The organism is Archangium sp., assembly GCF_036389735.1.
Classification (GTDB): domain Bacteria; phylum Myxococcota; class Myxococcia; order Myxococcales; family Myxococcaceae; genus Archangium.
The window spans coordinates 1-12,455 of the sequence record NZ_DASVWK010000758.1 but is presented as its reverse complement, the minus strand read 5'-3'; the positions used below and the strand labels follow the sequence as shown (position 1 = coordinate 12,455).

At 68.8% G+C, this 12,455-nt stretch carries 15 protein-coding genes and 1 pseudogene; 5 read left to right on the top strand and 11 right to left on the bottom strand.

Features of this window, described 5'->3' with window-relative positions; translation table 11 throughout:
- A partial coding sequence (locus VF794_RS26940; RefSeq protein WP_331115252.1) for a hypothetical protein occupies positions 1 to 1,037 on the top strand: 1,037 nt, incomplete at its 5' end.
- An 81-nt stretch (positions 1,038 to 1,118) separates the two neighbouring features.
- Positions 1,119 to 2,636 (top strand): Hsp70 family protein, encoded by a 1,518-nt coding sequence (locus VF794_RS26935; RefSeq protein WP_331115251.1) that lies wholly within the window; start codon positions 1,119 to 1,121, stop codon positions 2,634 to 2,636.
- 73 nt (positions 2,637 to 2,709) lie between these two features.
- On the opposite strand, the gene clpX is transcribed toward VF794_RS26935, so the two are convergent.
- The 3 genes from clpX to VF794_RS26920 all read right to left on the bottom strand — a co-directional run bounded on the left by clpX (position 2,710) and on the right by VF794_RS26920 (position 5,819).
- Positions 2,710 to 3,987 (bottom strand): ATP-dependent Clp protease ATP-binding subunit ClpX, encoded by a 1,278-nt coding sequence (gene clpX / locus VF794_RS26930; RefSeq protein ID WP_331115250.1) that lies wholly within the window; start codon positions 3,985 to 3,987, stop codon positions 2,710 to 2,712.
- Positions 3,988 to 4,193: 206 nt separating this feature from the next.
- Positions 4,194 to 4,826, bottom strand: coding sequence for a hypothetical protein (locus tag VF794_RS26925; RefSeq protein WP_331115249.1), 633 nt, complete (start codon positions 4,824 to 4,826; stop codon positions 4,194 to 4,196).
- 54 nt (positions 4,827 to 4,880) lie between these two features.
- Complete coding sequence (locus VF794_RS26920) at positions 4,881 to 5,819, bottom strand: AgmX/PglI C-terminal domain-containing protein (RefSeq protein WP_331115248.1); 939 nt, start codon at positions 5,817 to 5,819, stop codon at positions 4,881 to 4,883.
- A 65-nt stretch (positions 5,820 to 5,884) separates the two neighbouring features.
- On the opposite strand from VF794_RS26920, the gene VF794_RS26915 reads away from it, so the two are divergent.
- A complete protein-coding gene (locus tag VF794_RS26915) occupies positions 5,885 to 6,745 on the top strand; it encodes a tRNA pseudouridine(38-40) synthase TruA (RefSeq protein WP_331115247.1) in 861 nt (286 codons plus the stop codon).
- On the opposite strand, the gene VF794_RS26910 is transcribed toward VF794_RS26915, so the two are convergent.
- From VF794_RS26910 to VF794_RS26875, 8 genes are all read right to left on the bottom strand, one after another.
- Positions 6,742 to 6,906, bottom strand: coding sequence for a ribbon-helix-helix domain-containing protein (locus tag VF794_RS26910; protein ID WP_169352029.1), 165 nt, complete (start codon positions 6,904 to 6,906; stop codon positions 6,742 to 6,744). The genes VF794_RS26915 and VF794_RS26910 overlap by 4 nt on opposite strands.
- Positions 6,907 to 7,026: 120 nt before the next feature.
- Positions 7,027 to 7,419, bottom strand: a complete 393-nt coding sequence (locus tag VF794_RS26905) for a hypothetical protein (RefSeq protein WP_331115246.1) — start codon at positions 7,417 to 7,419, stop codon at positions 7,027 to 7,029.
- A gap of 134 nt (positions 7,420 to 7,553) precedes the next feature.
- Positions 7,554 to 8,438 (bottom strand): ATP-dependent sacrificial sulfur transferase LarE, encoded by an 885-nt coding sequence (larE, locus tag VF794_RS26900; protein WP_331115245.1) that lies wholly within the window; start codon positions 8,436 to 8,438, stop codon positions 7,554 to 7,556.
- 76 nt (positions 8,439 to 8,514) lie between these two features.
- Positions 8,515 to 9,285 (bottom strand): adenylyl-sulfate kinase, encoded by a 771-nt coding sequence (cysC, locus tag VF794_RS26895; RefSeq protein WP_331115242.1) that lies wholly within the window; start codon positions 9,283 to 9,285, stop codon positions 8,515 to 8,517.
- Positions 9,286 to 9,450: 165 nt separating this feature from the next.
- Positions 9,451 to 9,945 (bottom strand): M67 family metallopeptidase, encoded by a 495-nt coding sequence (locus tag VF794_RS26890; RefSeq protein ID WP_331115240.1) that lies wholly within the window; start codon positions 9,943 to 9,945, stop codon positions 9,451 to 9,453.
- Positions 9,936 to 10,547, bottom strand: a complete 612-nt coding sequence (locus VF794_RS26885) for a ThiF family adenylyltransferase (protein ID WP_331115238.1) — start codon at positions 10,545 to 10,547, stop codon at positions 9,936 to 9,938. Before VF794_RS26885 ends, VF794_RS26890 begins: the two co-directional genes overlap by 10 nt.
- A gap of 2 nt (positions 10,548 to 10,549) precedes the next feature.
- A complete protein-coding gene (locus VF794_RS26880) occupies positions 10,550 to 10,792 on the bottom strand; it encodes a sulfurtransferase TusA family protein (RefSeq protein ID WP_331115236.1) in 243 nt (80 codons plus the stop codon).
- On the bottom strand, positions 10,780 to 11,505 hold the full coding sequence (locus VF794_RS26875; RefSeq protein WP_331115234.1) for a HesA/MoeB/ThiF family protein: 726 nt from the start codon (positions 11,503 to 11,505) through the stop codon (positions 10,780 to 10,782). The genes VF794_RS26880 and VF794_RS26875 overlap by 13 nt, the downstream gene beginning before the upstream one ends.
- Positions 11,506 to 11,668: 163 nt before the next feature.
- On the opposite strand from VF794_RS26875, the gene VF794_RS26870 reads away from it, so the two are divergent.
- Both VF794_RS26870 and VF794_RS26865 read left to right on the top strand, forming a co-directional pair.
- A complete protein-coding gene (locus VF794_RS26870) occupies positions 11,669 to 12,076 on the top strand; it encodes a hypothetical protein (RefSeq protein WP_331115232.1) in 408 nt (135 codons plus the stop codon).
- Between the two features lie 104 nt (positions 12,077 to 12,180).
- Positions 12,181 to 12,455: pseudogene (locus VF794_RS26865) on the top strand (sensor histidine kinase); the annotation flags it as partial.

Genomic DNA, 12,455 nt, shown 5'->3' with positions numbered 1-12,455 from the left:
AGCGCGTCCCCGCCCCCGGCGGCCTCGTGGCCTACGCCTCGCTGGGACTGGGAGGGAACACGGAGCTCAAGCCGCGCTCGTTCGGCCTGGGACAGGCGGGGCGCCGAACCGCGATCGCCTTCGCCGGCAAGCTGCCCCTCGCGCGGGCCTCGAGCCTCCGCCCCACGGACCTGCTCGCCTACTGCGGCGCCATGGACTACGCGCTCCAGGCCTTCACCTCCATCTCCCACCTGCCCTACGTGCCGGACGCGACGGACCTGGACGGAGACGGTCTGTGCTCGGACACCGCTGTCTGCCAGGGCAGCGAGGACCTGCCGGACTACAACCGCTTCGCCCCCCTCTCCCACCGCCCCCGCCGCGAGCAGCTCCGCCGCACCGAGGTGGTGCTCCCCAACCTGCCCTCCGGGTTCGACACGGCCGTGGTCTCCGCCGTGGAGCTGTCTCCCGAGGCGGGCCTGATGCCCCTGGGGCTGGCCTCGCGGACCGCTGGGGCGGCGCAGCCGGATGGGACACGGCCCGTACAGCCGGTGCTCCTGCGCAGTGGAGCACCGTACGGGGGCGCCGAGGTGGGCATACCCGGAGTGTGGGCGCTCGCCACCTCCGCGAATTCGGGGGCGTCCGTCAGCGGGCGCATCGTCCGGGGAGCCGCCCTCCCCACCCGCGTCTCCGTGCCCGACTTCCTGCCCATACCCACCGCCGCCTACACGGCCGGGGAGCGCACCTTCACGCCGTCCCCGACGAGCTGGAGCGCGCTGGCCGGGGCGGGCGCGGGGCTCGTCCGGGTGACGCTCACCGGGGCCCAGGGGCGGCATGTGGTGTACCTCGCGCTGGAGTCTGGCGGGGGGCCGGTACGGCTGCCGGAGTCGCCCACGGGGGCGGATACGGATCCCGCCGGACAGCCCGGGGCCTCGCTGGAGGTGGCGGCCCTGAAGCTCTCCGCGGGGTTGTCCGCCGAGGGCGTGCTGGACGCGCCGGGCGTGAACCTGCTGCAACTGCCCATGGTGATGGACGCCTACTCTCGCTCGCGACCCCAGTGAACTTGCACTAACCTCCGGGGTCTTAGCGCTGGGACGAGCCGCCCTCGCCCCGCGCCCCCCTTTTTTCGGAGTCCCCGCGCGATGCTCAAGGACCCCATCATCGGAATCGACCTCGGCACGACCAACTCGTGCGCGGCGATCGTCGAGGACGGTGGGAACGTGAAGCTCATCCCCTACAAGGGCGGCGAGTACACCATCCCCTCCATCTTCGCGATCGACGACAAGGGCAACGAGCTGATCGGCTACGAGGCCAAGCGCCAGTGGCAGCTCAACCCGAAGAACACCGTCTACGGCGCCAAGCGGCTGGTGGGGCGGCCCTTCCAGAGCGAGATCGTCGCCTCGATGAAGCAGACCGTGGCGTACTCGATGCGCCCCGGCAAGAAGAACGACGTCGTCCTGGACGTGGGCAAGAAGGAGTTCTCGCTCCAGGAGGTCAGCGCGAAGATCCTCAATAAAATTCGCGATGTGGCCGCCAACCACCTGAAGACGCCCATCAAGCGCGCGGTGGTGACGGTGCCGGCGTACTTCAACGATCGGCAGCGCCAGACGGTGAAGGAGGCCGGCAAGCTCATCGATCTGGAGGTGGTGCGCATCATCAACGAGCCCACCGCGGCGGCGCTCGCCTATGGCGCCGGCAAGAACGTCAACAAGAAGGTGCTCGTCTATGACCTGGGCGGCGGCACCTTCGACGTGTCCATCATCGAGATCCGCGACCGGGTCTTCGAGGTGAAGGCCACCGGCGGTGACATCTTCCTGGGCGGCATCGACTTCGACAACGCCATCATCCACCACGTCCTCAAGGACTTCGCGTCGAAGACGGGCATCGATCTGGCCACGGACCCGGTGGCCATGCAGCGCATCAAGGATCTCGCCGAGCGCACGAAGATCGACCTGTCGGCGCGCGACGAGGTGCAGTTCAACATCCCCTTCATCACGATGACGGCGCAGGGCCAGCCGCTGAACATCGAGATGAAGTTCACGCGCAAGATGCTCCAGCAGCTCACGAACCACCTGGTGGACCGGACGCTTCAGATGGTGGCGCGGGTACTGGTGGACTCGGGGCTGAGCACCAAGGACATCGACGAGGTGCTGCTGGTGGGTGGGCAGACGCGCATGCCCATCGTGCAGGACCGGTTGACGAAGTTCTTCAGCAAGACGCCGAGCAAGGGTGTGCACCCGGACGAGGCGGTGGCGGTGGGCGCGGCGCTCTACGCCAAGTCGCTGGAGGACAATTCGAGCCTGCGGCTGCAGCTGCTGGACGTGATTCCGATGGCCATCGGCCTGGAGCGGGCGGGTGGCGCGTTCCACACGGTGTTCCCGCGCAACGCGCCGATCCCCAACGCGAAGCAGTTGGTGGCCACCACGAGCAAGGACAACCAGACCGAGCTCGCCATGCGCATCTTCCAGGGCGACGACGAGCTGGTGACGAAGAACGATCTGCTGGGCGAGTTCACCTTCTCGGGAATCCGCCCGGCCCGAGCGGGCTCGGTGCAGGTGGAGATCACCTTCGACGTGAACGTGGAAGGCATCCTCACCATGCGCGCGAAGGATCCGGCCACCGGCCGCGAGATGCAGACCACCGTGCGCGTGTCGAGCTGACGCGGGGAAAATGAAGAAGCCCCCGTGCCTCGGTGGGCAGCGGGGGCTCCGTGGAGCGGAAGTCTGGCCTCGGTTACGCCGACTTCTTTTCCTTCTCCATCACCAGCTGGGGCGGCTCGTGCTTGGTCACCACCGTCTCGGTGATCTTGCACTCCTTCACGCCGTCCCGGTACGGCACGTCGTACATGATGTCGAGCATGGCGTCCTCGAGGATCGCCCTCAGGCCGCGCGCTCCCGAGTTGCGACGCATCGCCTCCTTGGCAATCGCCCTCAGCGCCTCCTTCGTGAAGGTCAGCTTCACCTTCTCGATCTCGAAGAGCTTCTGGTACTGCTTGATGAGCGCGTTCTTCGGCTGGGTGAGGATCGTGATCAGATCCTCTTCCTTCAGATCGTTGAGCGTCGCCACCACCGGCAGACGCCCGATGAACTCGGGAATCATCCCGAACTTCATCAGATCCTCAGGCTCCACCATCGCCAGCAGCTCGCCCACGCTGCGCTCTTCGCGGTGGGTGATCTTCGCCCCGAAGCCCAGGCCCTTCTCGCCCACCCGGCGCTTGATCACTCCGTCGATGCCGTGGAACGCACCGCCGCAGATGAACAGGATGTTCGTCGTATCAACCTGCACGTACTCCTGCTGGTTGTACTTCTTCCCGCCCCTGGGCGTGACGTTGGCCCGCGTGCCCTCGATGATCTTCAAGAGCGCCTGCTGCACGCCCTCGCCGCCCACGTCGCGCGTGGCACTCGGCGTGTCGCCCTTGCGAGCGATCTTGTCGATCTCGTCGATGTAGACGATGCCCCGCGCCGCCTTCTCCACGTCGTAATCGGCGTTGTGGAGCAGGTTCTGGATGATGTTCTCCACGTCCTCGCCCACGTAACCGGCCTCGGTGAGGCTGGTCGCGTCCGCGATGGTGAACGGGACGTTGAGGAAGCGCGCCAGGGACTGCGCCAACAGCGTCTTGCCGCTGCCCGTGGGGCCCACCAGGAGGATGTTGCTCTTGCTCAGCTCGACGTCTTCCGAGCCCGAGGGCTTCATGCCCGGACGAGGCTTCGTCGTGGGCTTCTTCTGGTAGATGCGCTTGTAGTGGTTGTACACCGCGACCGACAGGACCTTCTTCGCCTGGTCCTGACCGATGACGTAATCATCGAGGAACGCCTTGATCTCCATCGGCGTCGGCAAGCTGACCTGCGGCTTACCCTCCTCGCGCTCGTTCTCATCCGCGATGATGTCATTGCAGAGCTTGATGCACTCGTCGCAGATGTAGACCGTCGGGCCCGCGATCAGCTTGCGAACCTCGCGCTGCGACTTGCCGCAGAACGAGCAGGACAGGTTGACGTGGTGCTCCTTCTTCACTGCCGCCTCCGAGTTCACCGACCCCGGTCAACCCGGAGCCTACCTAGCCGACACCCTCACCACACCCAAGTCGTCTGGCTGCCCACGTCTCGAACAGCCGTCCGCCAAAATATAGGCTCCGCTTGAACGCACCGGAAGCCCAACCCGGATGTGTCGTCCGACAAGCTGTGCACCGCCGGACGAGGTCAGCGTTGAGTAACACCCGTTCAGGCGTCATTCACGCCCGAAGCGATCTCCTCCAGGTCCTCGGCCAGGGCGGCTGCCCGCTCAGCGATGGCATGGGGCACCTTCCGGCACCCGGATACCTCGGAGGCCAGCTTGCGGGCCACGTTCGCCAGCTTCCTCACCTGGGCACTCTCCGGGGGGGGCTCCGGCGCCGGCTTCGGGAAGCGCTCCACGAACTCCTTCTTCAGCTCGTTGGCCGGCTTCTCGGGGTTCCAGATACTGTCACGCAGTGAACGATACTCCTGCGGCGACAGCTGGCCACGCTCCTCCGCGTCCGCCAGGACCTCGATGACCTCGAAGGGAGGCGCCTTCTGGGGGAAGTCGTCCTGGGCCACCTCCTCGGCGGGCTCGTGCTTGGCCAGGAAGCTGAACGAGCGCGTGAGCTTCAGCGCCGTCTGCTTCTTGATGTGGATTTCCTTCAGGCAGTACGCCTCGAAGCTGGCGTAGCCCCAGGACTCCCAGAGGTTCTCGTCCCGGACCTGCACCAGCAGCTTGCCCAGCTCGGCCCAGGTGGACTTGAACCGCTTGGCCGCCACCAGCACGGTGTGGCGGAAGGTGCCCGGGGGCACGGAGGCGGCCTTCTTCTCGATGTCGAACTCAGCGGCGGTCACCATGCTCCCCGTATCGATCAGGAAGACCGAGGGGGCAAAAAAGCGACCTGCCGCCGCCTAGCCTTTCTTCCCAACGGTGAACGAGAGGCTCACCGTGGCCCGCTCACCCGTGTAGGCCTTGAAGGGCCACTTCTTCAGCTCGACCAGGAGGCAGTCGTACATCGCCCCCTTCTTGAGCTGCGGATGGTCCACCCAGAGTTGGGCCACCCGGCCATCGTTTCCGATGGTGAACTCGAGCGGCACCTTGGCGGAGAAGCCCGGGCGGCGATCGGCCTCCTCCTGGAAGCAGTGGAAGAGCGAGCTCTGCTTCGACTTCACCACCTTGTTGATCGCCGACTGGTCGTAGTTGACCTCGGTCGCCAGCCCATCCCCGTCGGCGTTCACCTTGCCCGCGGGGCGGCGGCCCGGCTTTGGCACCGGCGAGGCCGACGCCACCTTCTCCGGCTTCGCGGGCTTTTCCGGCGGTTGCTCCACGGACGGCTCGGCGGGCTTGCTGGGGGTCCGGTCCGGCGCCCGCTTCGGCTCACCCGGGTACTCGAAGAGCTCCTCCGGCCTCGAGCGCTTCGCCACGGTGATGACCGGCGGGTCCACCTGGATGTCCAACGCCCCGTTCTCGCTCGGCATGTACACGGCCGCGTACCGGGAGATCTGCCACGCGCCGAGCCCCAGCGCGCCCAGCACCACCGCCGCCACGCTTCCCGCGATCAGCCGCTGGCGCGTGCGCCGCGACCGGAGCGCCCGCACCTCCGCCTCCACCCGCTGCTTCACCGCCGCCTTCTCGACGTGCAGCCGGAAGGCGTCCAGTTCCTTCAGTTTGCGGAAGCCGCTCGGGCCCGAGGCGGAGACATCCGTCTCTCCCGTCAGCACCCCCGCGTAGAGCTTCTCCACCAACTGGTGGCCGGTCAGCGGGCCGAGGACGAGGTCACCCTGGCGATAGAGCCACTGGGTGTCGAGCTGCGCCTGCTCGAAGTTCTGGAGGTCTTGTGCGGCCGACATGGGCGGGGAAGTATCCTAGTCCCCGCGGGTTGCCGCAACGCCCCTCGATCGGACCTACACCCCCCGTGAAAAGAACCCCCGCCGCCCTGTGGATCTGGTACCGCGGCACCGACTACCTCGGCTTCCAGCGCCAGCCCGAGGGCCTGACCGTCCAGGAAGCCCTCGAGACCTCGCTCAAGAAGGCCGGGGTCCCCTACACCCTCATGCCCGCCGGCCGCACCGACCGCGGCGTCCACGCGCGCATGCAGGTGGCCAGCATCCGGCTGCCACCTTTCTATACCTCGGAGATGCTCTCCGAGCGGATTGTCCCCCACCTGCCGCCGGATCTCGGGCTGTGCGTCGCCCGGCGCCCCGTTCCCGGCTTCCACGCCCAGTGGAGCGCCGTCGGCAAGGAGTACCGCTACCGGATTCAGCTCGGGGGCGCGCCGGCCGAGGCCTGGCGCCCCTTCGTCATGGAGCCGTCCACCGAGCCCCGGCTGGAGGGCCTCGTCCTCAAGCCCGAGCGGGTCGCGGAGTTGCTTGGCGCCGCCGTGGGCCAACGCGACTTCTACGCCTTCCACGAGCACTCCAGTCTGCGCAAGCCTCGCACCCTGGAGTCCTCCACCCTGCACCACCTGGGCAACGGACTCTTCGAGGCCCGGCTGCGCGGAGATGGGTTCGGGCGCTACCAGGTGCGCTACCTCGTGGGTTCGGCGCTGCTCACCGCCGCCGGTGCCCTCCCCGAGGAGCACTACCGCGCCGCGCTCGACTCGGGCACCCCCATCCCCGGCCTCAAGGCCCCCGCCAAGGGGCTCCTGCTCTGGGAGGTGCGCTATGCGCCCGAACTGGATCCCTTCACCCCGGAGGAGCGGGCCCGGCCCCCGGGTCTCCCCCTGGGGCCTCCCTTCTGTCTCCCGGCCGAAGCGGACTCCGACGCCGCCGCCTAGTCGACCAGGCGATCCTCGTACTTCGCCAACAGATCCGAGATGGCCTCCCGGAGGTACTCGCTCTGGCGGATCCTCGTGGAGCGGGACAGCTCCTTGAGCGCATCCAGCTTCTCGCGGTTGAGACGGAACACCACCGAGGTGAGACGAGGATTCATGTCCATGTGCGTTGTCTCCTACAGGCGCGCACAAGGTCTCACATACGCACCGGATCGCAAGAAAATCATCGGACCTGGTGGATCACTTCGCGATCAGCGGCGGATCAGTTTCGGATCAACCGCGGATCACAAGCTCCAGCGCAGGCCGGTGCTCACCTCTACGTCCAATCGGAGACCAGATCCAAATCCGAGCTGTCCTCCCAGCGCCCCGTACAGCGTGAGGCGCTCGCTCAGCGCTCGTCTCGCACCCAGGCCTACCCGGGGCCCCGCCCACAGGCTCGGGCGCAGGTGCACCGCGACGCCGAGATCCGCGTAGGACTGCCACTCCTCCAGCTCGAAGACGCTCCGGTAGCCCCCATGCACCCCGAGGCTGAAGCCCGGTGTTCCGCCTCCGGCGCGGGCCAGGAGGAAGAGCTCGTTCTCCTCGTAGCCCACCGGCACGCTGGCCCCGAGCTCCAGGTGACCCGCGAGGCCTCGCCGCGCCTCCTTGGAAGCGACGAGCTCCGTGTAGGTCAGCACCGGACCCAGCAGCAGCGCCGGGCCTCGGGTCGGAGGACGGCTCCACCCGCCCTGTGCGAGGGCCAGGGTGGGCAGGATCGCGATCAGGAGAGACAGGTGCGGATCTCCGGGGATCGTCCAGGATCAGGACGGGATCAGCTCACCACCGGCAGCGGGTGGGTATCCGCCCCCGGGCGCTGGATTCCCGCCGCGTCGTTCATCCGCCCCGAACGGAAGGGCTCCAGATCCAACGCCACGAACTTGAACCCCAGCGCCTTCAGCCCCGCGTCCACCTGCCGACGCACCTCCGCCGACAGGAAGCGCTCGTACTCCTCCGCCGCCAGCTCGATGCGCGCCACCTCCTGGTGGTAGCGCACCCGGAACTGCCGGAAGCCCAGCCGGCGCAGCTCCGACTCCGCTCCCGCGATCTGGAAGAGCCGCTCGCGCGTCACCGACGTCCCGTACGGAATCCGCGACGCCAGGCACGCCATCTGAGGCTTGTCCCACGTGGGCAGCCCCAGCGCGTGGCTCCACGCCCGGATTTCCTCCTTCGTCAGCCCCGCCTTCGCCAGCGGCGACTGCACGGCGTGCTCCTTCGCCGCCTGGTGCCCCGGTCGGTGATCCTTGAAGTCGTCCGCGTTGAAGCCGTCCAGCACCACCTCGAGCGCCAGCTCCTTCCGCTTCGCCTCGCAGAGGTCGTACAGCTCCGTCTTGCAGAAGTAGCAGCGGTTGGTCGGGTTGGCCGCGTAGCTCGGGTTCGACAGCTCGTCGCTCGACACCACCACGTGCCTGGCGCCCAGCCGCGCCGCCAGCTCCCGCGCCTCCTTCTCCTCCTCGGGCGCCACCGAGGCCGACAACGCCGTCAGCGCCAGCGCCCGCTCCCCCAGCTCCTCCACCGCGATCTTCAGCACGAAGGTGGAGTCCACCCCTCCCGAGAACGCCACCAGCGCCGAACCATGCGCGCGCAACGCCGTACGCATCGCGTCCAGCTTGGGGCGGGAGGAGTCACACAGGGCCTGGATCCGCTCGGGGCTCAGCATAGGGGGTACCTCTATAAACGAAGAACCCCCGGTTGCCACAAGCAACCTGGGGGTTCCCGGTCCTGCGAGCGCTTGTCTAGCGGGCCTTGCGCTTGGGAGCCGCCGACTTCTTGGCCGCCGGCTTGGCCACCCGGGCCGCCCTCGCCGCCGGACGCGCCTTGGCGCCCTTGCCGGCATCCGACTTGGCCGCCGCCTTCGCCGACTTGGCCGCCGCCGGAGCCGGAGCCGCCTTGCCCGGCTTGGCCACCACCACCTGCGTCTTCGTGGGCGGCTGGGCCTTCATCTTCTTGCCGGTGATGATCTTCAGCTCCTCGCTCGTCACGTAGCCGAGGTCCAGCAGCGACTGGAAGATCTTCCCCGCCCCCTCCTCCACGGTCTCCTGGTCGGAGTGGAGCACCACCTCGGCGGACGCGGGCGGCTCATACGGCTCGGTGATGCCGATGAAGTTGGGGATCTCCCCCCCGAGCGCCTTCTTGTAGCGGCCCGTGGTGTCCCGCTCGATGAGCTTCTCGGTGGGGCAGTCCACGTACACTTCGATGTACCGGCCGATCGTCCGGCGGTTGTCCTCGCGCCCGGCCTTGTAGGGGCTCACACAGGGCACCAGCACCGCCACGTTGTTGCGCGTGAGCAGCCCGGCCACATACCCCAGCCGGCGGACGACCGTCATGCGGTCCTCCTTGGTGTCTCCCAGGCCCGCCCATAGCGCCTCCCCGAGCTCGTTCTCGTCGAGAATCTCCACGTTGCGATCCACCTGCCTGAGCCGGGCCGCGATGTAGGCAGCCATCGTACTCTTGCCGGTCCCGGACATGCCGGTCAGCCAAATGGTGAATCCAGTCGTCTGCGCCATACGGATCCCAAACTCCCTGCGCTTCCCAGGGTAACGTGTTGTCCGTACCCCCCAGAGCGCGGCAGATCAAAAGTCGGGGGCGTTATAGACGAGAATCCCGGCGTTTGACAATTCATACCCACCTTTCCGCAGGTAGGGTAGGCAAACGGCCAAACGCCCGTCTTCTCAAGAGAATTCCGTGCGTTGGGGCGTCCATGAGCCCCGCCAAACCGGATGTCCTTGGAACTCTCCGCAGGCCCACCGGAAAATTCTCCCCTCACTGACACACCCGGAGTGGATGGCCATCACCAGGTACGCCGCTCCTGGGATCAGGATTTGCCCCTCTGGAGCCGCCTGACGTCGGTCTTCGTCGGAGAAGCACGCATCCGTGTCCACATGTGAGTGGAAGACGCACGCCACCTGCTCCCCCTGGGCCTCGGCCTCGGTGAGGACCCCGAGCCACTCGCGTGGATCAAAAGCGTAGGCGGTCCGCGAGGTGCGAGGAAAGCGCACAGGGTCGCTCGCGTGGAGGTCGTCCTGGACGTTGCGCAGGGGGCGGACCCGCCAGGGCCCCTCCTCCCCCGCTCGCAGCAACACCCCGCAGCCCTCCCGGGGGTAGCAGGTTTCGAGGTGTCGGATGACCTCCGACAGATCCTCGGGCAGCGCGGGGCTCAACCGCACCGGCCGCAGCCCCGTATCTTTAGATCCGTCATCACCCCCGGCGCCTCCCACCCGCACCCGCCCAGCGCCGGCCCCAGCCCGAGCAGCAGCCGCTGGAGGATCAGCGCACCCAAGGCTCCCAACCCCACCCCGAGCGCTCCTATAGGAGGAGCACCCAGCGTGGCCGTGGTGGCCGCGAAGCAGCCGGCGCACCCGCCCGTGCCCCGGAAGACGACCACGCCTCGCGTCCCGTCGCCGCCCAGCGCGACCCAGGGGCCCTCGCCGTCCCACTCCGCCGGCAGCTCCGCCAGCCTCCCCGTGCCGCGCGGGGGCAGCGCGTCCGCGTTCACGTCCGGCAGCACCCTCCCGAGCACCTCCGCGGCCGGCCTTCCCACCTCTCCGGCGGACACGAGAAAGCCCTCGGCTCCCGGAGACAGGGGCTCCGCGCCCGCCTCCACCGCCGTGCCCCCGGCCGCTACGTACGCCGCGGCCGTCAGCCCCGCGGGCCCCGTGGCCACCAGTCGCACCCCTCCGCCCAGCAACTTCTCCTGGCCTCGTCCGCCCACCTCGCGCAGGAGGATCTGCCGCGAGTAACGGAGAATCTGGTCCTCGCGCAGGGCCATGCTCAGCGGGCTCCCTGCTTGCGCAGCAGCAGCCGGTGGGTGCCATCGCCCCGGGGCTCCAGGGAGAGCACCTCGTGCCCCTCGTCGCGTGCGTTGCGCGGGACGTTCTTCAGCGGCTCGTCACCCCGCAGCACCACCTCCAGCACCGCGCCCTCGTCGAGCGCCTCCAGCGCCAGCTTCGTGCGCACGTACGTCATCGGGCAGACCTCGCGGGTGATGTCCAGCGTCCGCGCTACCTCGTGCATCGGGCGATCTCCTCGGTGAAGACGGGCGGGCGCGGGCGCGCACAGCCCTCGCAGTCGGGCGCGCGGCGCACGCGCACCTGGCGGCCCCGCAGCGTGGCCCCGTCGAGTACATGCAGGGTGGCCTCTCCCCTCGCCTCGGGAGCCGGGCCGCGCAGCCACTCCAGCACCAGCAGGGCCTGCACTGCCCCCACCAGCCCCGCCATGGAGCCGAGCACCCCCGCCTGCGCGCACGTGGGCACCGCGTCCGGCGAGGGCGGCTCCTCATAGACGCAGCGAAGGCACGGCCCACCGGGCTCCACGCGCATCGCCTGTCCCTGCATCCGCAGCACCCCCCCGTAGACGAGCGGCACGCCCACCGTCACCGCCACTTCCGACAGGAAGAGCTTGGTGGACGTCCCATCCGTCGCGTCCACCACCGCGTCATGGGCCTGGAACAGGGCGCCGGCATTGCGGTCGTCCACCCGCTCGGCGAGCGTCTCCACGCGCAGCCCCGGGAAGGCCCGCCGCAGCCCGTCCGCCGCCGACTCCACCTTGGGCCGGCCCACGTCCGAGGTGCGGTGCCAGAGCTGCCGGTGGAGGTTCGTCACCTCCACCCGATCCGGATCCACGAGCGTCAGGTGCCCCACGCCCGCCTGGGCGAGCGCCAGCGAGGCCGGACAGCCCAGTCCGCCCGCGCCCACCACCAGCACCCGCGCCGAAGCCACTCGTTCCACGGAGGCGACCCTCGCCGAGCCCCCGTCCGCCGTCAACAGGCGCGGCGAAAAGCCGCACTCCCCGGGACTCGTACCGAATATCTTCCCGCCCCGCTCCGTCCCAGCTCACGGACGCGCAACCGAATCCGGAGCACCTTCCCCGCATTCCCCCTCAGAGGATCCCATGAGACACGCGCTCGCCCTGCTCACCCTCGCCGTCCTCGTCGCCGGCTGCCCCAAGAAGACCGGGGAGAACGGCGGCGACCCGGTGGAAAACCCCTCCTACCGCGATGCCGGCCAGCAGACCTCGCCTCCGGCCACCGTCTCCGGCACCACGCCCACGCCCACGCCCACCACCGACGGAGACTCCGGCACCCAGGCCCAGGGCGCCAACCCGGCCGTGGAGGCCTGCGTGGACCGCTGGCTCCAGGAGCGCAAGATGGATCGCTACGGCCACCCCGAGGGCACCATGTACGCGGGCGGCTCTCCCCTCTTCAACGAGGCCACCGGCGAGAGCAAGGACCGCCTGGAGTACGTCTTCGGGCGCAATCCCGAGGCCCGCAAGGCCTGCGCCGCCAAGAGCGCCCAGTAGCCTCCGCCCGCCGTGCCTGCCTCCTCCTCCTGGCGGGGGGGCAGGCGCCTTCCGGAGTGAGGGGATTCCCGGAAACCCGACCGGTCTCCTAAGCTGCCGGCCCGATGGAACCCGCGCTCGCCTTGGATGATGACAAGCCCGACTCGCACCGGCGCGCCCGCGTGCGCGCGGTGCTGGAGCGGCGAAAGCTGACGGACAGCGTCTCCGCCGAACAGGCCACCGCCTCGTGGGAGCAGGATCGCTTCGTGGCCCGGGCCCGCGCCCTCTTCTACGCGCGGCTCATGTTCCTCACCCTGGGCCTGGCCATCCTCGCGGTGCCCAGGTGGGCCTTCTACTTCGGCCTGCACGGCACCTTCGCCTTCGCCGGCTACTTCACGAT